The following is a 20,697-nucleotide window of genomic DNA, read 5'->3' as shown; positions in this document are numbered from 1 at the left end:
GCCGAGCATGGCGGCAATAGAGTGATTCCTCAATCTTGCTTCAGAAAAATCATGCGTCATACGGATCGTTACGACAGCAGGCATGATCACCACGCGTGCCGAAAAAGAAAGTGCACGCGCTTGTCTCCCGCCTTCGTTCTTCCAACTTCTTCGAGCGCCACGGCCCAGGCCACGTCGGCCGATAAGCCCTTCCAACCCTTGAGACGAAAACCCATCCCGGTACCCGCAAGATCAAAGCGATCTTTCTGCCCGGGCAAGGGCTGCTGCACTCGCACGATTCCTGCATCAATAAAGGCCAGAAGACGGAATTCATCCAGTCCCTGGAGCAGATATGTGGCGTAATTGGGCGTAAAGACCTCGAGGCCTCCCGTAACGCTGTCGTCGCCCAGGGCAGAAACCTCACGATAACCGCGCACGGTATTGACGCCGCCCACGATAGACTGCTCATTTGCGATAAGCGGCTGCCCCGCAATTTGCCAGCTCGCCCGGCCGGCTAATCCCCAACCCTGGCGCCACGTTTCCGTGTGGGAAAAATTGCCACGCAGATAGATGTAATTAGCGCTGCCTTTAAAGCGCTTATTGGCGAATTCCTCTTCGTCACCAACCAGTCCGCGCACATGGAAATTCGCCGATAACCCGAGCTTGGTTGTTCTTCCTTCTCCCAGCCAGCTTCCATCCCAGCCCACGGTGAATGGAAGATAGGTAATCGGCGTGTTGAAATTGCCACCGTCGATGAGGTTTACCGTCTGGGTAAAATCCTTGTAATCCAATCCCAGCGTTGCTGTATGGAAGAATTTTTCACTTCCTGGCAGCGGCAGAATGTAGCGCCCCCCCACGATCAGGCCATTGCCGAGCACATTGAGCGTACCCAGTGAAGCCACGTTCGAAGCGGAATAGACGCTATATAAGGCGAGAAAACCGCCGAACGGTATCGGCAGAGTGTAATTGGCGGAAATGACCTTGCTCTCGTCCGGATTCTCTGGGGCAATCAATCCTGTCACGCCCAGACTGTGCTGCCGGTGCCACAGATTGTCCCAACTCAGGTTCGCGCTCAGCCGGGTCAAGGTCGTATTGGGAATCTGGCGGCTGTTCAACTCCACGCTCCCATGGAGGGGCAACTGATCCTTCACTTTCAGATCCACCTCGACCGTGCCGGGTGTCTTTCCTGCCCTTAAAACGGGGGTTATCCTGCGATCGGCCGAACGGTTCAGACTTTCCAGCTGCTTCTGCATTTCGGGAAAGTTAGGCACTTTGCCTTCTGCCAGTTCCGGTATCGCCGCCTTGATATCCGCCGGACTGAAATAGCGGGATTCCACCACGCGCAGACGCTTTACCGGCGCTTCGGTCACCTGCAGCCTGACCACCGCCTCATCGACTTTCTGCTGGGGAATGCTCACGAGTACAGTCAGATAGCCCGCGTCATGATAGGCGCGCTCGAGTGCATCACGTGCCCGCTCCACGTCCTCCAGGCTCTTGTTTTCACCGAGATGGGGATAAACCGCCTGCTCCACCACTGTGACGGGCAACAATGTGGCACCTTCCAGCCGGTATTCGAATACATCGAAACGGGCTTCCTGCGCGTGAGACAAGTGGATCCAGCCTGCGAGGCTAAGCAGCCCTCCCACCCGCAGCAATTTATTTAATATTGGCAACATCAACCAAGCCGAACCAGTTCCTGTACGTGCGAATGGGACAGCTCTGAAAGAGCTGTCCCGAGCAGCATATGGGGGCGGCGTTGCACCACCCCCGTAAGTGACAGGCCTATTGGCCAGCGGGTAAGCAGGAATTGCCGAAGCGCGCGCCTTTGGAGGTGGGGCCGCTGGCTCCCGCCACGGGCGTGGCGAAGATACCCTTCAGGTCACTTTCACCCAGAGTGGCAGCAACCGCGGTGATCAAGGCAGCAGCACTTGGGCTGGCGGGACTAATGGAGCCGCCGGCAGTGAATGCCGCCAGCTCGTACCAGAAGTTGTAGGAACCATCCATCGCCTCGGCACGCTGCTGGGCATCGATATTTGGAGACACACGATCCAGCCTGACGAATGCCCACCGCTCGGTCGTGGCGGTCGGCGCCGGCGTATTTTCCATGGATACCACCCCCAGTGCGAACTGGCTTACTCCGGTTGCGGTATTCAGCGCGCTCTTGACGCCACCGGTGCTGGACTGCTCGCTCACAATGGCGGTTGCCGTGCTGTCGGTCGCGCGCGCGGGCTCCAAGGCGCCCTGCGATATCCCGGTTGAACAGGGCTTGTTGAGGAAGCGCATATTCGAGGCAGACTGGGTACCGGAGGTGGGTACGCGGCGCACCAGATTGACGATCGACCCTGCCGGACCGCCAAGCAGGCTGCCATCCACACTGCTGACCGAATCCCTGCTGGCAATAGTGGTATAGCGCTGCGCCGGCAGGCTGGGCTGGCAGGCAGGCGTAAGGTTGGGGGCGGTGGGTGAACCGTCATCGCAAGTGGGAGCGAGGATGCCGGTAGCAACGTCGTTCTTCTGCAACTGGAGGTACAGCGGATAGCTCACGGCTACGCCAAAGGCTTGTCCGATGTTGGTCGCCACTTCCTCGCCAAGGGAGCTCAGGTTCAATGCAATATCCAGATTCTGCTTGTTGATCAGGTATTCCGTATCCGAAAAACCACCATCCGGGTAGCTTTGGCCCGGAAGCCCTGCCGCATCGCCCTTGAGCGAAGCGGTAAAGGTCTTCGTAATGGTATCGCCGCAGTTGTTGTAGCGGGCAATGGGATAGGACACGCCATTCAGGGTGACGTTGGTGGAGGCAGCGGCGCCTGCCGCGCATTTACCGCCGCCCCCAAGCAGAGCGATGTCATTGATGCGCTTCAGGTTACCGGGCAGATACCCGTTGGGGTTCGGCTCTCCTGCCATGCTGAGATGAGGCGCATAGGCATTGAAAGACCCGCCCTCGACAGTGTGATATACCACTACTTTCTTCCCAGCCAGGGCGCCGGCAGCGGAACTCATGGTGCAGGCATAGGCGACACGGTCACCGCTGCTCTTCCCGGGTTCAGCACCACTGCTTTCCAGGTACATGTGTGCGTCATTGGCGCCGCCATTCCCTGCCAGGCCATTGCAAAGCGACATGACGCTGCGAAATACGGCATTGGTGGGGGCGGATGCGCCCGACAGCCAGACGTAGGTGGTGGGACCGGCTGCGACCTGAGCGGGTGTCAGGGCGAAAGCAGCCGGGGCCATACTGAGTGCCGCGATGGACAGCGCTATTTTGCTCAGCTTCATTTTCATTTTGATATCCTTTATTTTCAGATTGATATTTCAGGCTGAAGCCCGCCTTTCCCGGACTCCCTGACCGGGCATAAGCAGCTTATTGTGTGCCTCAGATGGTCGTGCGGCGGCGGACGATCATGCCGAGCATGCCCAGTCCTGCCAGCAGCATGGCCCAGGTATCCGCTTCGGGAATAGGAGAGACGGATGGGCTCGTGAAGGTGAGCACCCCATTCTCGGTCAACTTGAATTTGCTGAACTCGTCTTCGCCAATGCTGCCGTCGTTATTCAGATCTATGCCAAACGGAGTCTTGACGGCCTGAGCGAAACTTGAGATAGAGGATGTGGTCAGGAACCAGAAATTTTGGTCCGTACCCAGAGGCTGGGTGGTATCAGCAGTGGTATTCGCTAGCCAATTGTCACCCTGGCCCACACCATTAATTGCGCCGAAGAAGGTATCAGGAGCATCTGTGGGCGTGGCAACGCTGGCGCCATTTGCATCGCTCGCATGCGTACCGCGACTGTTATTGGCATCGATGTACTTTTCCATATTCTGGAATGCCACCAGTGGACGAGTTGCCAGCTTCGGGGCAGTTTCCACATTCATCGTGGTGAGATAACGCGAACCGCCAATCGTGCCGAAATCCGTGTTATCCAGTGCGATAACGCTGAACTCGACGAGATGTGCGTTGGCAGGACCGACAAAGCTCATCAATTGATTCCAGGAAGCACCATAGCTGCCACTCGTCAAATCCCAGCTTTTGTTGAAGACTTGACCGTTCTGGGCAAGCATGTCGTCCATTTTTAAACCGAGATCGAACAGACCTGAAATGTCATCGCCGCCCGTAGTTGCAGAAGCACCGCCGTAATAGCGGACGTTGAGCAGCAGTTCGCTATTGCCGGTGACGCCGCCCTCGATAGCAGCAAGGGCAGGAGTCGAGGCTGCCATGATGGCTGTGATTGCGAGTGTCTTGAGTTTGAAATCCATCTTCATTGCGGATACTCCGTAGGTAATTAGTGTTGCACCAAAAAAATCCGGCTGACTGATCCATGAAGCCCCGCTTCATCTGATCAACCGTCCTGGAGCAACCCGGCTACCTCCGCTTGCAGTGGAGACCCGCAGCTTTCCGTCCCCGCCTCGCAACGGGTTTGGCTTTGTTCCTGACCGGCTAGAACGCTTGTACCTGTTACCGGACGTGGGCCACTATATGTGACGGTCGTTAACCATCTGTGAAACACAATCGTTGTTTTCGTGGTACTTTCTGCCTATTCTTTTGGCCTGCATGCGGGAACTCGCCATCGGCGTGTATTGGATGTGACGGATAGGGGCAGCAGAAGTGCTGTTTCCCGCTTTTCATGGATGCCAGGACACGCCCTAGGAGTCACTGCGAGGAGTCACTTCGGATACAGCGAAGAATCCGGAGCGCGGACTCTAGGGTCGGAGGGATCGGCCCAGAGGATTCAAAGCGTGATCTTCAGCGCCATCGCCTTGGCCACCGCATGAGCCCGATTATTGACATCCAGCTTTTTCAGGATTTTCTGGATGTGGTTTTTGACGGTAAGCGGGCTGATGTGAAGTAGCTGGGCTATTTCATGATTGCTCTTTCCCGCCTGAACATGGCGCAGAATTTCCGTCTCGCGGTCCGTGATGAGTTTTCTGCTTCTTTCCCGCACGGCACCCTGTTTGTGATGGCGTTCATGAAACAGCATACGCACCAGCGCCATATGCATGTGCGGCATCAACAGCTCGAGGAAATAGGCATGACGCTCGCTCAATGCCGCGGAAATCTGGGTAAAGGTAAAGAAGCAGGTGGTCCGGCCATTGGCATCGAACATCCCGTGCGCCGCGATACGCTGCAGATTCTCACGTTTCAGGTCGTGAGAAAAACGCTTGTAGGTGGGTGTATGCGAATTATTCGGGCAAACCAGAAGCGGCTGGTTTTTGCCCGCGCTCCACGCGGACATGGCGCGAAATACAATCCCCCCATCGGGACGGCAAAGTTCTGAAAACCGGATTTCGTCCATATCCGTGCGGCTGAATCTTTCGATGTTCACAGCCTGACCATTGCCCTCATCACACAGGCATATGAGCATGCCATGCGGCAGAAGGCCCTGCAGTTCACCCTGCGCCCACAAGAAAAACTGATGACGGCGGAATATATTGATCGATGAATCGATAATCCGGAACAGGTATTCCGCCTCCCGCTCCGTCAGCGTAAACTCTCCCCCCATCATTCCTTATGCCCTGATTATTCATATCGTTCTCGGGCTGCAACGGTCTTCCCGATATTATTTTTTTCGATTCGCGCGATTGCGTATTTTCATGGCAGGATATGACTGAATCATTAAGATCAGGTGTCAGATTCATGAATCCGATGTAGGTAGAAAGGACCATACAGACGACAGGAGGAAATGCAGGAACGCCTTCCCATGGTTCCATGAAATATGCACCTGTGAAGAGATAGGTGGGAACACGACTCCGCAGAAACTTCTAGTCCTGAACTTCAGGAGTTCTAATATTGAACGCTCTGCGGGGAGGAACCGAATTGTGGGGATGAATCGGGTTGCGAGGACCCCCCATCCTCTTGATCCGATGGGCTCGGGGAAAGCGAGAAAGGCGAGGATGGTGATGGGATACCTCTTTCCGATTCGGGTCGCGGCTGGGAACCGGAAGCTTCTGTCTGCGGCCGAAGATCTCCTGGCCGCCACTCAGAGGAAGATTGTGGTGGAGTAGCTGGCAAGTCTTCCGGCGCAGCTTGCGTTTGGGGCAGGATAGTGGCAGAGTCTCCGGGTAAATAGATGAATTTCCAGTCGCGATAATCCTTCGCTTCCACAAAATCCGCATAGCGTTCCGGAAAATTGGCGCGCTTGAGCGGAGGCTCTTTTGAAAGGCTGTACACGCCGGTTATTCCGGCATTCGGTTGTGTGACCAGACCCCACTCGCTTGAGCCAGTCATGGGATCGAAAAATATTTTCCGGAGATGCCGTTTGATGGTGGGAAAACGCTTATCCAGGAGTAATTTTTCCAACGAATCGGGATAACGCTTCGGCATGCCGGGGGAATTTTCGTAATAAGAGCCGATCGCCTGCCTGAACTGTTCTCCGGCAAACATCAGTTCTTTTTCTTTTTCCCGCCGTACCTCGGTACGCCATACCTGCACGGCGCCTGCCAGCGCAACGCTGGTCAGCGCCACCACAAACAGGATCCAGATATAGGTAAAACCCCTTTGCCTTGCGCCTCCCACGCCTCCTACGTGTATAGGGCGCCGTATTCCTTGCCGTCCAATCACACCGCTACCAGGTCGCGTAAGAGGTTCCATCCTTTGACTCCTCCTCCGCGCCGCTATGCACATCGTAGAGTCCTTCGGTTGAGTCAGGGGGAGGGAGGGTGACCCAGGTTTCGGAACTTTCGGTCAAGGGGTCAACCGGAATGGCGCGCAAGTATCGTTTCTCGACCAATTCTGCCAGATCACGGGGATAGTCCCCCGTATCGCCGTAGAACTTGTCGATGGCATCCCGCATGACATTCAGGTCCTGGCGCAATACTGCTTCCTTTGATCTTTCCACGGAGTTGAAATACCGCGGAGCGGCAATGGTGAGAAGAACGGCAATGATGGCCATGACGACCAGCAACTCGACCAGGGTGAATCCGCAACGGAACGAACCGTCTTGACTGCTTCTCGAACCAAACCTGTCCCTGGCTTCACGCACCCTGTTCACCATTTATCGTAGGCAATGCCGTTCAAGCCGATCCGCGGTGAACGGGAATACACGTCGAAAACATCATTCCCCTCCTGCGGGTTATCCGGTGAGCTCTCGTAGGAACGCTTGCCCCAGGTGTCAGCAGCAGGCAATGCAGGATCATCCGCCATCGGATCTCTTGGTAGTCGCCGCAGGAAATATATCTTGCGCTTGGCGGGATGCTTGAGATCCGGCACGCCATTCACCAGATCTTCCAGCTTGCGCGGATACTCCGATTCATCGGCTTGCCGAACAATCCTCCCTTCGTTCACCGCGCCCTTGTATGCGTCCAGCGCTTCGCGGATCTGACGTAATCCCACCCGCAGTTCCTGTTCCTTTTCACGCTTTACCGTGAGTTCATATAACGGTATCGCGGCAGAAGCGAGCACTGCTGTAATGGCTACGACCACGGTCAGTTCCACCAGGGTAAATCCCCGTTCGCCTGTTTTTTTTACTACCACCGCCGATGCAGCAAAAATACGCTTCATCCCAGCTCAACGAATGTCGACATTGACAGCCGGTGGCAAAGGCACCGGAACGGGAAACGGCCCGCTTTCGTCCTTGAAACTGATATTCCCGATACTGATCTGTGTCGTGACAGGCTTTTGCGCCAGACTCCTGAATCGCACATCCACGGCGCCGCCACCCTTGCCCAGTTTCAACATGCGTGTTCCGGATTTATCACCCTCGTCCACCGGTTCAAGCGCCGCGGAGTCATAATTCAGATCCAGTTCGGCGGGCGGAAGTGCATCTGCACCGGCGACGGCCACGCTCACCACAAATTCCTGTCCTGCGGACACCTGTTCCGGCGCAGTCAGTGTCGCAACCGGTATCCCCTCGGGAGCGGGCGGCGGTGGCGGGCGGGTTTCCTCCCTGGGAGGCGCGGGCGGCCACTGCCGGTTGGCGTCAGCACCGGAGGTTGGAGAGGAAGAAGCCATCGCCAGCGCCCGCGGCGCCACTTTACCGATCATCAGCGGCGAAACCGTTATCGCGTTCTCCGTACCGAAGTGCACTTCGCTGGCCGCTTTCGCCGGACGCGCAATATTGCGCACGATGCGCGGCGTAATCAGCAGCGCGATTTCAGTCTTGTTTCGGACAACGTTCTTATTGATGAAAAGCTTTCCGACCCAGGGTAACTCTGCCAGGCCGGGAACCTTGGAAAGCGTGGTGCGCTCGTCATCGCTGATCAATCCTGCCAGAACCTGGGTTTCCCCATCTCTCAACGCGAGGGTGGTCGCTGCCGTGCGCGTGCCTACCTGATACGCAAGTCCTCCTCCCGTTACCGGCACTTCCTTGACGATATTGCTCACTTCCAGGCTGACCTTCATGGAAACCTCATCCTGCAGCGAGATAGTGGATTCCACATCCAGCTTGAGCCCCACATCCAGGTAGCTGACCGATGATGCCACGCCCACGTTGGCGGCTGCGGTCGTGGTGACGACCGGAACCTTGTCGCCGATCAGGACCTTGGCTTTCTCCCGGTTTTTGACGCGGATGCGCGGATTGGCAAGCACATTGATAAGCCCGTCCTGCTGCTTGAGGTTGACGATGAGGGCGGGGTTGGCAACGAATCCAATCAGATTGTCGAGATTGGAACCATTGCCGTTAACGCCCGCGCTGCTGATCTGAAAGGGCGGAAAAGGAGCCGCGCCGGCAGCACTGGCTGCGGTAAGGTAATTCACATTGATCTTCTCAGGATACTGCAATCCGAGGTTGAGCAGTTTGTTGCGCCCGATTTCCAGCACCTCCACTTCCAGCATAACTTCGGGATCGGCCAGATCATTCAGCGCAACCAGCCGCTCGACCAGCCGGATCGCCTCCGGCGTGTCTTTCATGACGAACAGATTCAGCTTTTCGTCGACGTGCATGTCCTTGGTTTTGATCAATCCCTTGACCATCGCGACCATTTGCTTCACATCGGTATTCGTGACAAAGAAACTGCGCACCATCAATTCCTGGTATTCCTTCTGCTTGGCCGGAGTATTCGGATAGATCAGCACCGAATTTTCGTTGAGCACCTTGTGTGCGAGCTGGTTCGTCACCAGCAGGAGCTTGAATACATCCTCGATATTGGTCTCGCGCACGAAAATCGTCGTCTTGCTATCCTGCTTGACGTCCTTGTCAAAGACCACGTTGATGCCGCCAGTGCGCGCCAGGATTTCGAATACCGATTTCAGCCCCGTGTCGCGAAATTCAAGCGTGATAGGTTTTTTAAACGCGGTTTTCAGGACAGGCCCCGCTTGCGCAGCCTGCATTTCCATTTCGGTGATACGCTGAATGAGCCTGCGTGCATCCCGCTGCATCGGGTTTTCCTGCAGCACGGAGCGGACCTCGCTTGAAGCAGCCGCATACTCCCCCCGCTCCAGCAATTCTTCCGCGCGTTTTATTGCCGCTGTATGGCGGCGATCCATATTGATCGCCTCCAGTCCGGCGAGTGCGCGTTCATGACGTGGATTTATTTCAAGCGCCCGGCGAAAACTCCGGTCAGCCGCTTCCAGATCACCTGTCGACCTGGCGGCTTCCGCCTCGAATACGAAACGCGCGGCTATCGCTTCGCGCTGACGCGCGAGCACCGCACGAATTTCAAGATTATCCGGATTTTCGCGGGCCGCCTGTTCGAGACTGGCAAGCCCGGTGTCGAGCTTGCCCTCGGCTATGAGCCGCTTGCCCTCCACGAACGCATTGTTTGTTGCGCATCCTGCAATTCCGGCAAGAACCAGGGCGAGCAGAACGTGTTTGCCCGTTTTCATGGAATGTTTGCCGCTCCCGCGGTAGCAAGCATCTGTCTGGCGTTAAGGGGAAGATAGGTGAACGTGATGCCGTGGTCGCTCACCTCATCCAATCGATACTGGTTATTGATGCTCTCACCGGGTCTGACGATATAATTGCGTTCTCCCAGGGCGAGAAACACGCGTGTTTCATTCCCTTCGACAACCTTGCCCAGATACCTGAATTGCATCGGCGGCGGAGACGGCCGCCTTGGCGGTTCCGGGCGAGGCGGCGGCACCCACGACCTCTGTCCGAAAATGTCACCCGCCTGGGCGCTGAATTTTCTGCGCTCCAACCGCTCGAGATCCAGCTCGCCGGCTTCATTTTCGGGGGTGCTCCTGCCTGTAGGCGCTTCCTTTCGGAAATTGCGTGCTTCAGCAGATTCTGGAAGCGTTTCCGGATCTGCTTCGCCTTCTTCTCCGCTCACCCATTGGGCCGCGAGAAGCGTGGCCAGCAGCGCTCCGGCCAGCCATAACTTGCGCGCCTTCTCTGTCGGTTTCAATGCGTGCCTTCGCCCAGATAGAGATTGAATTTGATATTCGCTTCCAGCAGCTCCGCGTGTACCCCTTCGCGCCGGATGGCAACGTCAACCAGCGCCATTGCCGGTACCGCATGCAGGGCATCGGCAATGAAACCCCGTAATTGGGAATAATTTCCGCGGACCGGCACCATCATTTCGTAGCGCGCCAGTTTCAGATCCTTCTCTCGTACCATGCGATACTCAGTGCCGCTGATTTCCACGCCCCGTTCTCCTGCAATCCGTACCAGTTCTCCAATCCAGAACGGGGATGAATCCGGCTTTGGAAAAAATGCGTAGAACACCGGCAATGCCTGGTCGCCTTGCAGCCTTCGCCGGGGACTTCCGCTTTCGGCGGAAGGCTCCATTCTTATCCTTGCTTCCAGCGTCTCGGCTTCAGCCATTAGCGCCTTCGATTCCTCCTGTCTCGGCAACACGGCTACCAGAAAAAATACGGCGGAGAATACAAGCAGCCCGAAGCCGATTTTTCCCGCAGGACCAAGCCGCTCCGTTTGCCAGCGCACCCGCAGCCATACCGTTTTAATGGAATTCAAGTCCATGATGCCGTCAGGAAAAAAACCACTGGTCGCTGGGGATCATCCCGTTTGACTTCATACTTGAGCAGGTAAGCATCCTTGACAGCGGATTGGCGCTCCAGTGCACTGACAAAATCAAGCATGGCCGACGTATTCTTTGCTTCCCCACCGATACGGACTGTGCGCCCAAAAACATCCGGTTGAAACGACAGCAAGGCCACCTCCTGGCTCGCCGCATGCTCGACTGAATCAAAAAGAGACTCCCATGGCAAATCGATCTCGCTCATCACCGCATTGGCTTTTTTGAGCTCGTTTTTTATTTCGCGCCCGACCTGTGCCGACCAGACACGGGGCGTGGTCTTGCGTTGCGCTCGCCGATCCATGCTGGCGATGCGCAGCTCCCAATAAGCTACCTCGTCCATGGCCGATCTGAACTGATGCAATACCCCTGCCAGGACGACAGCGCCCAGCAAGACGAGGAAGTAGCCCGCACTCCGCGCCTCTCCCTCGGGAGGGAATCTCAGCTTCAACCTACGCATCAGGTGTTGCGGTCCGGGTCATGTTATTGAAAGGGTAATGGGCCGGGGCAGGGCGCGTTTTATCCTCCAGTGGAACAATTTGCCAGCCACTGCCTTCTGGCAAGGTCAAACCGGGATGCTCCGGCGCGAAAAGACACACTTGTCCCGAGGTTCCGGCAGGCCCGGAAAAAAGCAGCGCTTCACGCTCGAGCGCGACAAGGAGCTCCTCTTCCACATCATCTAGTATTCTCTGATTCAGGATGCGCAGCCATGCGCCCCCTTCCAGCAGCGCCAGACAAAGCCGCCCGGTTTCGACCAGCGCGAACCATGCGCGCCCCTTTCCGAAACGGTCGTGCCAGTGGTCGAATACGCTGGTGAAATAGGGTTCCACGTATTTGAGCTTCATTCGCTGACTGGCAGCGAGTTCTTCCAGTTCTTGCAGAAAACCGCGCTCTATCGCTGCGCAAACGGCTCCGGTTGCCGGATCCCAGGAACTTGTGATGAGTTCCCATCCCCCCGTTCGCTCTCCGTATATTTCCCGCATCTGGAAGGCGGCGTAAGCCTGCAGCTCCGCCGGAGTCTCGATCCTTGATTGGGGCGGTATCACGGCGTAGCGGACAAAGTGATTGGACAGGAGAATATGGATCTCAGCGCCGGTTCCGGCCGGAAGCATCCGTTTCAACTGGGCAAGCGCTGCCCCCCAGGCGGTTCCCTCGTCAGCGCCTTCACATGCTGCCACCTGTTTCTCGGCCTGAGCTGATTTTATGTGGCGCCGCAAGTGGACGAGCTCGACCCGGTGCGGAGACAAAAAAGTGCTGATCCAGTTACGCCGCAATAGTGACACGGTTTGCCTCCTGTAGACTCGTCTGCCCGCTCCTGACCATGGCCAAAGCGGCATCCCGCAAGAACAGAGTGCCTCCCCGCCGTGCGGCTTCCTTTATACGGCGTACAGGTTCTTTCGCTACGATGAGTTCGCGGATTTCATCATTCAATACCAGGATTTCCGCGATTGCGTTTCGCCCGCGATAGCCGCTTCCCCGGCAATGGCCGCATCCTTTGCCGTTGCGGAATCTGAACGTGGCGATCTGCTCAGGATCGATCCCGGATTCCGCAATAAGCTGCTCGTCGGGCTGTTCTTCTACCGCGCAGTGCACACAAAGCAGGCGCACCAGCCTTTGTGCGGCAACCCCATTCAAGGCAGAAACGAAACTGTAGGGATCCACCCCCATGTGAGTAAAACGGCCGATAACATCAAAAACGCTATTGGCATGCACGGTGGTAAATACGAGATGCCCGGTCAAAGCGGCCTGAATGGCAATCTGCGCCGTTTCCGGATCGCGGATTTCGCCCACCATGATCTTGTCGGGGTCATGGCGCAGGATGGAGCGAAGGCCGCGCACGAAAGTCAATCCTTTTTTCTCGTTGACGGGTATCTGCAATACGCCAGGCAATTGATACTCGATCGGGTCTTCGATGGTAATGATCTTATCGTGACCCTGATTGACTTCCGAAATCGCCGCATAAAGCGTTGTAGTCTTCCCGCTGCCGGTGGGACCTGTCACCAGCAGCATTCCATAGGGCTCCGAGCTCAAGCGTCGCAGGGTGGATATGGCAACCCGATCGAATCCAAGATGATCGAGAGTCAAGCCCTTGACATGATCAGCCAACGCTTGGCGGTCGAGAATGCGCAATACGGCATCTTCTCCGAAAGCACTGGGCATGATCGAAACACGAAAGTCGATCTCCCGTCCCTGAATGGAAATCTTGAAGCGACCATCCTGGGGAACTCGCCGCTCAGCTATATCCAGATTGGACATTACCTTGATACGGGAAATGACCTGTTCCGCCAGATCAGCCCCCTGCACCACCCCGATCATGGTCAGTACACCGTCAATGCGATATTTGATCGACAGGGCGCCGGGAACGACTTCCAGATGAATATCGCTCGCCTGCGACTTATGGGCATCATACAGCGTCGAATGCACCAAACGGACCACCTGGCTGGTGCCTTCGTTGATTGTCTTCAGCGAGAGATCTTCCTCGCTCGACTGCCTGGCGCCCCGCTCTGCCGCAGGCAGCACGCTGTCCATGGCGCGCATGGTCTGCTCCTGCTGACTGAAAAAGGCTGTCAGATCGGCGGGATGAACCAGGTGCCATAGCGCGGGAATATCGATATATTCTTCCGCCCAGGCCCTCAGGCTGGAGGAAAAGGGATTGCTGACGGCAAGGATGTGCTTCCCCTGCTGGCGAAGCAATACGCACTCCTTTTTAGTGGCTTCACTGAAAGGCAATATTTCAAACGCCGGAGTTGATGCTCGCAACTTCTCCATCGTCAATACCGGCATCCTGAGCAGACGGCCGAGTTCTGCCATCAACTGCTCCGGCTCGCATCCCAGTGTTTCCTCCAGGATGCTGACCACCGGAACAGCCCGGTTAGCGGCCTCGCTGCGCGCCGCGGCCAACCGGTGCGCATCCAGCAGCAGTATCGGAGACGCCGACTGTGGCGCCTGCTCGTCTACCGGGCGCTCATCCCGGGAATATTCTTCCTGGAGCGCAAGAGACGGGTGCCCTGTTTGCTCGGGATTCTCCCTGCGCTCGCTGATGAGTACGGAAGGTGCATTCATAATGTATATCCCATCGCCCTTATCGAACGATCCGGCAATGGATCAACGAAAGAAAAAACCGGAATCCGTCCTGCAGATTCTGATCTGCAGGCGGCCCAACAGCACCAGCACCACATCAGGCTTAACGATTCATGGAAGACCGGGAGCAATTTTTGTTACCGCCCGTTTGAGCAATCTGGCCTGTTCGCACCCGCCAGCACAGCGCTGCCTCATTTCGATTGCCGCAGCAAAACGCGAAAATCCCCATAGCTGAAGGAAGCTTTCTCCTCAGCAGAAGCAATGCATCTTCAGGGGTAACCAGAGGACGGCAATAGGCTCAACCCACGCTTCCCGCCAACTGAAAGATGGGCATATACATGAGGATGATGATCCCGCCGATGACTGCGCCGATCACAGCCATCAACACCGGTTCGATCAGCTTCGTCAGCCATTCGACCCACCGCGCAATTTCTTCATCATGAAAGTTGCCGATGCGCTCCATCATTTCACCCATGAGGCCGGTTCTCTCGCCGACTCGCAACATCCGGTTTCCCACTGCGGTGGTCAATCCTTGCGCTTCCATCGCGCTTGAAATGGTTTTTCCTTCACGGATAAGAACCGCCGCTGCCTCGACCTTTGGCCGAAAGTGCGGCTGAAGCAGACCGGTAACCATTTCCAGGGCTTTTGCAACCGGAATGCCTCCGCGCAACAACATGCCCAGTGTCCGGTAAAAACGCGCAAGCTGGTAAACGCGCATGCGTTCCCCGATGGCCGGAATGCGCCATAACTGCTGTGCCGCATGCATCTTGAAAGAAGGACGTGTGACCCCGTACAGGATGATGCTGGATACCGCCGCCACAAGAACTGCCAACTGCCCCCCCTGCTCATGCACGAAATGTCCCCATCGAATCAGTAGCACGGAAAGAAAGGGCAGGTCCGCTCCGGTATCTTCGTAAATGGCGCTGAATTTCGGTACTACAAAAATCAGCAGGAAGATAGCAACCAGCAATCCGATTATCAGCAAGAGAACCGGGTAGATGGACGCACCGATCAGCTTCTTTCGAACCAGATCCATCTGCGTCTGATAGGCGATGAAACGCGTCAACGCTTCGGGCAGATCCCCCGTACGTTCGCTCGCGCGTGCGGTAGCGATATAGAGCGGTGGGAAAGCCTGGGGAAAAGATTCGAGTGCCCGCGAAAGAGTTACGCCTTCGTAGAGCCGCGCAAGAAGCCCTTCGATAATCTTGCGCGTGCCATTATCCTGCTCCTTGTCAGCCAGTGTCTCGATACTTTCCACCAGACTGAGCCCGGCGACCAGCAGGGAAAGCAACTCCTGGCTGAAATGCGCCAGCGGAAAGCGCGATTTCGGCTTGGGCATCCAACCTGTAAATCTGCGCCTGACATGCAGGACCATTCCCCCTTGCGCGGCGATCTGGAGACGAGCATCCTCCTCGCTATCGGCTTCGAGTTCCAGAAGTACTGCGCCCCGTCCGGCGAGCACAGCTTTTACCTCATACCGCATTGCAGCCTACCAGTTCGTAATGTCGGCTGCTTCACCTGTACCCCCGGGTTGACCGTCCTTGCCGTAGGAAAACAGGTCGTACTCCCCATGTTCACCGGGATATCTATAAACGTATGCCCGTCCCCAGGGATCCGGCGGCGATGTTTTTTTCAGGTAAGGACCCTGCCATTTCGGCTCGCTGGATGGACGCATCGTCAATGCCACAAGACCCTGCTCGGAGGTCGGGTAGTGTCCGGTATCCAGGCGATACTGGTCCAGGGCTTTTTCCAGAGAATCAATCTGGGCCTGAGCCACTTTTACTTCGGATTTCCCTACCTGGGAAAAATACTTGGGCGCCACATAACCTGCCAGCAAGCCGATGATGACCATCACGACGAGCAATTCAAGTAACGTGAATCCGCCAGCCGTTTTACGCCAGCGCAGCGCGCTTGACTCCCTCATTTCAGTATTTTGATTTTGATTTTGATATCTGCTCATGGACTTCCACAACCAAGTGTAAGTGTCTTACGTGACAAAACTATTACTAAAAACGAGCAAGGAGAGCTAAAAAATCCGATTGACTGGCGGCTAAAAACCGCGCGAATCATATTAACTTCCCTGTAATTTCGCAAGTAATAAGGGAAAACAACATCGCGGTCATCGCTCACATGCAGTGTTTTCGATGGTTTTCCATTCCAGTACAGTAGAGAGTATCCGTGATCCCCGAGCCGATGATACTTCCGCCGGCGGAACCCGCTGACTTCAAGTGCCCCTCCACTTCCATGCCTGCTATTCTTGAACACATTCAGGTAACTGAAAGCGAGAAGAAACGGGGTACTGGGTGCGATAACCCTGCTTGCGTCACAGGAAAAATTGTACTATTCTGCGCGCCGACAGGTATTCCATTCGCTTTCCGCTTTCACGTCGCTTTCACGTATTTGGCATCTATTGCCCTCATTTCCCCTTATCCCTGTCATCCCTGTCGATCCGAGTTCTGCTGGTGTCAATCGTCCGATCGTTCCTTGGGATTGGAGAAATTCATAAACGCGTCTCCGCAGATACAAGTTGCCGGCAAGGCAACGCATGACGCGGAAGCACCCTCCTGCTCAAAGAGCAATAACACCTATATCCTTCTGCCCGATCCATCTCCAGGCAGGGAAAGCGGAGTGGACCTCATCCCAGCGCTGGACGGTGAAATTTTCACCTCATCATCTTTACGGAGATTCGCGATCGACACTTCGTTTAGACAGAAACAAGCCTTTGCGTTGCGCCCGGATACCCTGGATGCTTCAGCTATTTGAGAATTTTCGCGAGGGCTTGAATGTGTATTCTCAACTCGGGAACAGCGATTGCTTCCCAGAACCTAGCCTTCAGCATGGGACCCACATAGAACAGATTCTTTGCCGCGTCCCCCCTGCAGTCGATCAATTGATAGTGCTCGTTAACCTCGATCCCGAGCCTGTTTGCGTCCTGTCGCAGGTACCCTTCGCTTCGCAACTGAACGATCAGCGGTGAGGTGATGCAAGCCAAGTTGAAGTTGGGACCTGTGCAGTTGACCACATGCCGCACGTCTACGCATCTTATCCGCCCAGTATGACGTTCGCTGATCTCAACCGATACCTGTCCGGCATGCGTCTTATAATTCCGTACATATCCAGCAATCATTTCCGCCTGCCCTGATTTGAGCATGTCGCTCAAGCGCAAGTGTGCAGAGGGTGCAAGCCGATGACGGTGAATATCCCAGTATGCAACAAGGTGGGAAAGAAATTTCCAACGCTCTTTCACAGAGAATCTACGCCATATTTCAGGCGAATGGGGGCGCAATGCATTTATGATATCGCGCCAGTCGCCTCCTCGAACTGCATTTCTCTCGATTTCCAGGCGCAGGGCGCGACAATATGCCTTCGCAGTCGGCGGGAGATTCTTCAAATAATGGGGAAAGCCCACCACTACGGGAGCTTTTGGATGAAAGCGGTGAGGCTGTGGGCAAAGCCCGCGGCGAGAGATGAGGTATATTTTTCTTGTATCGCTGCTGCTGGTGAGACGAAACAGGACATCAAGAGCGGTGAGTCCCATACCGAGGAGCGCCACAGGCGCATTGCCGAGGATACGCTCCAATGCGGATGAATCCCAAGGGTTATTGATATAGGCTGGAGTCTTGTAAAACTCGGTTACGGGCGCGGGGGGCAGCGGAGGAAAATGTCCTAATGCCAGAACAATCTGGTGGGCGCAAATACTTGCTCCATTCCTAAGATCAATCTGATAAGCATCATTGCCAGAATGATGAATAGCGATGGCTTCGTCATGGATCGTTTCAATCACGGTTTCACGGTGGCGTGTAATTTCCTCCCGCAAGGTAAGTTCCAGATAATCTCCATAAAGACGCCGTGAGATGAAACTGGCCGCGTTGAATGCAGGATCAATGTTCTGGCAAAAGCGCACGAAATGCTCAGGATCATCAGCCAGGGCGCTCATATTGCCTGCGGGCACATTGAGCAGGAAATTATCGTCCCAAGTACGATAGGCAAGCCCTCGGCCTGGACGGGAGTGCTGCTCCACAAGAACGACGCGGACCCGGTTTACTGGATTCTGGCGAAGAATATGGACTGCAGTCAGTGTTCCGCAATAACCTGCACCAATGATCGCAATGACCTTGACCGGCATCATGCACGACCCGCTATCCGGCGATAAGGATCAGTCATGTGCTTTTCGCGGGAGATTCTGATGAAAATGACAGCTTCGGCATGATGATTCGGAGAAGAAGGGTTTTATGAGCCAGTATAAATCACGTTCCTTTATTGCAATTTGTAGGATAACACCCGTTTCAGTAATCAGCGCCAGGGCCCTACCCTTCGAAACCTGCGATAAATAGTTCCCCGACGCGACTCCCCTCATCCGCTCTGACAAAGCATTCACTTTTTCCGGAATGATGGCGGGATAACACGGTGGCGTCTGGCACAAATGGTCAGCTCACTTGGAGCATCCGCCGGTTTCAGAACGCATGCACTGGTTTGCCTTGCATCCAGTCTGCTGATACTGGTCACGCTCTATCAGTGGAAGGGGCTGCCGCCAAATATAGCAAAGGTGATGCCGGAAGATCAGGTCTGTGCCCTAGCGATCGACCATGGGTTTGGGACTGCAATCATGAGGTACCGTATTACCGAGGCGACTTGTTCGAGTACTGCATGGATGTCAGGACGATAAATGCCGGCAGGGTTGCCAGACTTGCAAAATATCGAATTCGTACGTGAATTTCGTGTCTCCACCACGGTACGTAGCGCCATACACCCTATCAGTGTCCGTTTACGCTCCTTGCGAAAAGTATCGACACAAATCAAATTGAGCAGCACGCCATGTCTTTTTCGATATGGAGCGTACGCGCTATAGGTAAGTACCGGATCGCTTTTTACTATCTTGTTTCACGAGCCTGCCTATTCTCATCTCAACTTCATCGCTACGGAAGTTGCCAAAAGGCTGTTGCGGCCAACAGGACTTCCAGAGGGCCCCACAAGCCCAATCGGCCGCAAATCAGAATCAGTGAATATTGGGATAACAAACTATAGGAATAAATTTCTTCCCGACCCTACTTCACTCTCTATTATTATTGTTTTTATTGTTGTTTCCTATTGCCTCCTCTCTCCGTCACTTAAGCAGTGACACCCCAACCAGGATCATACTGAATCGATATATCGCAATCGAGATTTGTGTTGAATGGCAAAGCTCATTCCGGTCCCTCGGGTCAAAAGAAGGCAATCATCAGAGATATTCCCTACAGTTTCGGCGGCTCTAATCTGAAACCGGACATCACCACCACCTGAACGGGAGAAAAGTGAGCCATGTCCTCCGTTCTCGCCAGGATATTCTGTACTTGCGAGAACTGATGCCGAAATTCAGCCTCATAAATTCTCTGAGCCAGCAGCTTCGCGACTCTCTCCGGCCACCCCAGTTTCCACCAATTGGCAATGGCTATCCCGATGTCTCCTGTTTCCCCGATCATTCTCAAAACCGGACTTGGATACTCACCCGCATCGTAAAGTATTTCCATTTTCTTAATCCCCCACCTGTTAGAGATGTTTGCAGCATGAGACATTAATCCTCTTTTTTGACAATTATGAGACTCCTCCTCAATAACATCGGGTATAAAAAATGGAAACTTTCAACCCCAGATATCTCTTTTGCATAAATGAAAAGTAATCATCAAGACTAATCAACCCGATCATAGCGATAGCTCATCAAGAGGAAGAATATTCATTGGATAAGTACCTTGGCGCCTTGTCTTTCCAGTAGGAAGCCTAGCATTGCCGGTATTGCCAAGAAAATATTTATTTCTTCTATCTATATGAAACAAAAAGTCATTTTACGGGGAAGGGGATGGGATTAGGCTATGCCTTTTCCCATTCAGAAAGTACAGAAAAATAAAGTCCCCGGTTTTGGATCAAACCGAGCGGGGGACAGCAGCATTCCAGATAGGAATTTCTCAGAATCGCCTGGACGAGGCTCGTGAGGTCTAGGAAGAGTCATTACGAATTTATCCTGCTTTTGCAGAACGCTCTCCCGCTGCCTATGAGCATTATGTCGCTAAAGTTCAGGACCATCTCGCTGACATACCTTAACTTTATAGGATAGATAAATCCAAATGCGCTAACCCTGATAAAGGTTTCCTGGAAGCAACGCGGATACAGTGCAACGTTCAGCTATAGCTCGTCTATTGTGGTGCGGACTTGGCGCTGCAGTGGGTGGCGCAGTAGCCTTTGTCCCTTGCTTCGCCGCCTGCCTCGCCGTTCTTGCTTCGCCAGGCGGCTCTGCCGTATTTTTATTTGGCCTTACCCGCGCGCCGGCGGCACAGCCACGGGCGCTCTTTGGCGGTCACCCTGGAGGCGCTCTCATTGGCATTGCCTGCTATCAGCTCTTCGGCGATTCGCTATGGGTCTATGCGCTCGCTCAGGTATTGGCCTTGTGGTATATGCTCCTCACCAGGACAGTACATCCTCCAGCCGGGGCCAATCCGATGATCATGATTCACGCTCACTCCCAGTCTGACTGCGCTTTGGGAGCCGGTTTTCATTGGAGTGTTCCGCTTGGCTATCGTGGCAGCTGTTGGAGTCGTCTTTACCCCGGACTCTCGCACTATCCTGTTTCCTGGCTCGATCAATCCCCTCCCTCCTTGTTTTGGGGAGGGTGGAACGAATAGCCTGCGGATGCATTCACTGGTAGTGGGAGGGAGACGTGGGAGTGACGTTCATAAATCGAACAGACCCAAGCTAGCTTAGTGCAT

At 54.9% G+C, this 20,697-nt stretch carries 19 protein-coding genes and 1 riboswitch; of the genes, 2 read left to right on the top strand and 17 right to left on the bottom strand.

The window, feature by feature from the left end:
• Nucleotides 1–86 precede the first annotated feature (86 nt).
• The 16 genes from BMW46_RS05905 to BMW46_RS05820 form a co-directional block, all read right to left on the bottom strand.
• Nucleotides 87–1,655 (bottom strand): ShlB/FhaC/HecB family hemolysin secretion/activation protein, encoded by a 1,569-nt coding sequence (locus tag BMW46_RS05905; RefSeq protein WP_074705985.1) that lies wholly within the window; start codon nucleotides 1,653–1,655, stop codon nucleotides 87–89.
• 106 nt (nucleotides 1,656–1,761) lie between these two features.
• Complete coding sequence (locus BMW46_RS05900) at nucleotides 1,762–3,258, bottom strand: hypothetical protein (protein WP_074705983.1); 1,497 nt, start codon at nucleotides 3,256–3,258, stop codon at nucleotides 1,762–1,764.
• Between the two features lie 91 nt (nucleotides 3,259–3,349).
• A complete protein-coding gene (locus BMW46_RS05895; RefSeq protein ID WP_074705980.1) occupies nucleotides 3,350–4,231 on the bottom strand; it encodes a PEP-CTERM sorting domain-containing protein in 882 nt (293 codons plus the stop codon).
• An 87-nt stretch (nucleotides 4,232–4,318) separates the two neighbouring features.
• Nucleotides 4,319–4,401, bottom strand: a riboswitch (cyclic di-GMP riboswitch).
• A gap of 297 nt (nucleotides 4,402–4,698) precedes the next feature.
• Nucleotides 4,699–5,472 carry an XrtB/PEP-CTERM-associated transcriptional regulator EpsA gene (gene epsA, locus BMW46_RS05890; RefSeq protein WP_074705978.1) on the bottom strand — a complete coding sequence of 258 codons (774 nt, stop codon included), beginning with the start codon at nucleotides 5,470–5,472 and terminating at the stop codon, nucleotides 4,699–4,701.
• Nucleotides 5,473–5,750: 278 nt separating this feature from the next.
• Nucleotides 5,751–6,557 carry a type II secretion system protein gene (locus tag BMW46_RS05885; protein ID WP_074705975.1) on the bottom strand — a complete coding sequence of 269 codons (807 nt, stop codon included), beginning with the start codon at nucleotides 6,555–6,557 and terminating at the stop codon, nucleotides 5,751–5,753.
• Entirely contained in the window at nucleotides 6,532–6,960 is a 429-nt protein-coding gene (locus BMW46_RS05880) for a type II secretion system protein (RefSeq protein WP_074705973.1), read from the bottom strand. The genes BMW46_RS05885 and BMW46_RS05880 overlap by 26 nt, the downstream gene beginning before the upstream one ends.
• Nucleotides 6,954–7,466, bottom strand: a complete 513-nt coding sequence (locus tag BMW46_RS05875; protein WP_074705970.1) for a type II secretion system protein — start codon at nucleotides 7,464–7,466, stop codon at nucleotides 6,954–6,956. The genes BMW46_RS05880 and BMW46_RS05875 overlap by 7 nt, the downstream gene beginning before the upstream one ends.
• Before the next feature lie 6 nt (nucleotides 7,467–7,472).
• Entirely contained in the window at nucleotides 7,473–9,728 is a 2,256-nt protein-coding gene (locus tag BMW46_RS05870; RefSeq protein ID WP_074705967.1) for a FecR domain-containing protein, read from the bottom strand.
• The gene (locus BMW46_RS05865) at nucleotides 9,725–10,249 is read right to left on the bottom strand and encodes a secretion system X translation initiation factor (RefSeq protein ID WP_074705964.1); all 525 of its coding nucleotides are present in this window, start codon (nucleotides 10,247–10,249) and stop codon (nucleotides 9,725–9,727) included. The genes BMW46_RS05870 and BMW46_RS05865 overlap by 4 nt, the downstream gene beginning before the upstream one ends.
• The gene (locus BMW46_RS05860; RefSeq protein WP_074705962.1) at nucleotides 10,246–10,824 is read right to left on the bottom strand and encodes a hypothetical protein; all 579 of its coding nucleotides are present in this window, start codon (nucleotides 10,822–10,824) and stop codon (nucleotides 10,246–10,248) included. Before BMW46_RS05860 ends, BMW46_RS05865 begins: the two co-directional genes overlap by 4 nt.
• Nucleotides 10,815–11,339, bottom strand: a complete 525-nt coding sequence (locus BMW46_RS05855) for a fimbrial assembly protein (RefSeq protein WP_074705960.1) — start codon at nucleotides 11,337–11,339, stop codon at nucleotides 10,815–10,817. Before BMW46_RS05855 ends, BMW46_RS05860 begins: the two co-directional genes overlap by 10 nt.
• Entirely contained in the window at nucleotides 11,332–12,162 is an 831-nt protein-coding gene (locus BMW46_RS05850; RefSeq protein WP_074705957.1) for a hypothetical protein, read from the bottom strand. Before BMW46_RS05850 ends, BMW46_RS05855 begins: the two co-directional genes overlap by 8 nt.
• On the bottom strand, nucleotides 12,143–13,942 hold the full coding sequence (locus BMW46_RS05845; RefSeq protein ID WP_081355695.1) for a GspE/PulE family protein: 1,800 nt from the start codon (nucleotides 13,940–13,942) through the stop codon (nucleotides 12,143–12,145). Before BMW46_RS05845 ends, BMW46_RS05850 begins: the two co-directional genes overlap by 20 nt.
• Nucleotides 13,943–14,258: 316 nt before the next feature.
• Nucleotides 14,259–15,443, bottom strand: a complete 1,185-nt coding sequence (locus BMW46_RS05835; RefSeq protein ID WP_074705952.1) for a type II secretion system F family protein — start codon at nucleotides 15,441–15,443, stop codon at nucleotides 14,259–14,261.
• Between the two features lie 6 nt (nucleotides 15,444–15,449).
• Nucleotides 15,450–15,884 (bottom strand): type II secretion system major pseudopilin GspG, encoded by a 435-nt coding sequence (gene gspG, locus BMW46_RS05830; RefSeq protein WP_074706579.1) that lies wholly within the window; start codon nucleotides 15,882–15,884, stop codon nucleotides 15,450–15,452.
• Between the two features lie 831 nt (nucleotides 15,885–16,715).
• The gene (locus BMW46_RS05820) at nucleotides 16,716–18,089 is read right to left on the bottom strand and encodes an FAD/NAD(P)-binding protein (protein ID WP_081355694.1); all 1,374 of its coding nucleotides are present in this window, start codon (nucleotides 18,087–18,089) and stop codon (nucleotides 16,716–16,718) included.
• Between the two features lie 294 nt (nucleotides 18,090–18,383).
• Here BMW46_RS05820 and BMW46_RS15775 point away from each other — a divergent pair, with 294 nt between their 5' ends.
• Nucleotides 18,384–18,626 carry an MgtC/SapB family protein gene (locus tag BMW46_RS15775; protein ID WP_074705948.1) on the top strand — a complete coding sequence of 81 codons (243 nt, stop codon included), beginning with the start codon at nucleotides 18,384–18,386 and terminating at the stop codon, nucleotides 18,624–18,626.
• A gap of 565 nt (nucleotides 18,627–19,191) precedes the next feature.
• Here the strand turns inward: BMW46_RS15775 and BMW46_RS05810 are convergent.
• A complete protein-coding gene (locus BMW46_RS05810; protein ID WP_143121414.1) occupies nucleotides 19,192–19,467 on the bottom strand; it encodes a hypothetical protein in 276 nt (91 codons plus the stop codon).
• A 636-nt stretch (nucleotides 19,468–20,103) separates the two neighbouring features.
• Between BMW46_RS05810 and BMW46_RS05805 the strand changes: the two genes are divergently transcribed.
• Nucleotides 20,104–20,613, top strand: a complete 510-nt coding sequence (locus BMW46_RS05805) for an HPP family protein (RefSeq protein ID WP_074705942.1) — start codon at nucleotides 20,104–20,106, stop codon at nucleotides 20,611–20,613.
• Nucleotides 20,614–20,697 lie beyond the last annotated feature (84 nt).

The organism is Nitrosospira multiformis, assembly GCF_900111585.1.
Lineage (GTDB): Bacteria > Pseudomonadota > Gammaproteobacteria > Burkholderiales > Nitrosomonadaceae > Nitrosospira > Nitrosospira multiformis_B.
This window is presented reverse-complemented; position numbering and strand designations above follow the sequence as displayed.

Coding starts and splice junctions, on each gene's coding strand:
- BMW46_RS05905 (WP_074705985.1), bottom strand. CDS start 1,655: ATGTTGCCAATATTAAATAAATTGCTGCGGGTGGGAGGGCTGCTTAGC.
- BMW46_RS05900 (WP_074705983.1), bottom strand. CDS start 3,258: ATGAAAATGAAGCTGAGCAAAATAGCGCTGTCCATCGCGGCACTCAGT.
- BMW46_RS05895 (WP_074705980.1), bottom strand. CDS start 4,231: ATGAAGATGGATTTCAAACTCAAGACACTCGCAATCACAGCCATCATG.
- epsA (WP_074705978.1), bottom strand. CDS start 5,472: ATGATGGGGGGAGAGTTTACGCTGACGGAGCGGGAGGCGGAATACCTG.
- BMW46_RS05885 (WP_074705975.1), bottom strand. CDS start 6,557: ATGGAACCTCTTACGCGACCTGGTAGCGGTGTGATTGGACGGCAAGGA.
- BMW46_RS05880 (WP_074705973.1), bottom strand. CDS start 6,960: ATGGTGAACAGGGTGCGTGAAGCCAGGGACAGGTTTGGTTCGAGAAGC.
- BMW46_RS05875 (WP_074705970.1), bottom strand. CDS start 7,466: ATGAAGCGTATTTTTGCTGCATCGGCGGTGGTAGTAAAAAAAACAGGC.
- BMW46_RS05870 (WP_074705967.1), bottom strand. CDS start 9,728: ATGAAAACGGGCAAACACGTTCTGCTCGCCCTGGTTCTTGCCGGAATT.
- BMW46_RS05860 (WP_074705962.1), bottom strand. CDS start 10,824: ATGGACTTGAATTCCATTAAAACGGTATGGCTGCGGGTGCGCTGGCAA.
- BMW46_RS05855 (WP_074705960.1), bottom strand. CDS start 11,339: ATGCGTAGGTTGAAGCTGAGATTCCCTCCCGAGGGAGAGGCGCGGAGT.
- BMW46_RS05845 (WP_081355695.1), bottom strand. CDS start 13,942: ATGAATGCACCTTCCGTACTCATCAGCGAGCGCAGGGAGAATCCCGAG.
- BMW46_RS05835 (WP_074705952.1), bottom strand. CDS start 15,443: ATGCGGTATGAGGTAAAAGCTGTGCTCGCCGGACGGGGCGCAGTACTT.
- gspG (WP_074706579.1), bottom strand. CDS start 15,884: ATGAGGGAGTCAAGCGCGCTGCGCTGGCGTAAAACGGCTGGCGGATTC.
- BMW46_RS05820 (WP_081355694.1), bottom strand. CDS start 18,089: ATGATGCCGGTCAAGGTCATTGCGATCATTGGTGCAGGTTATTGCGGA.
- BMW46_RS15775 (WP_074705948.1), top strand. CDS start 18,384: ATGGTCAGCTCACTTGGAGCATCCGCCGGTTTCAGAACGCATGCACTG.
- BMW46_RS05810 (WP_143121414.1), bottom strand. CDS start 19,467: ATGGAAATACTTTACGATGCGGGTGAGTATCCAAGTCCGGTTTTGAGA.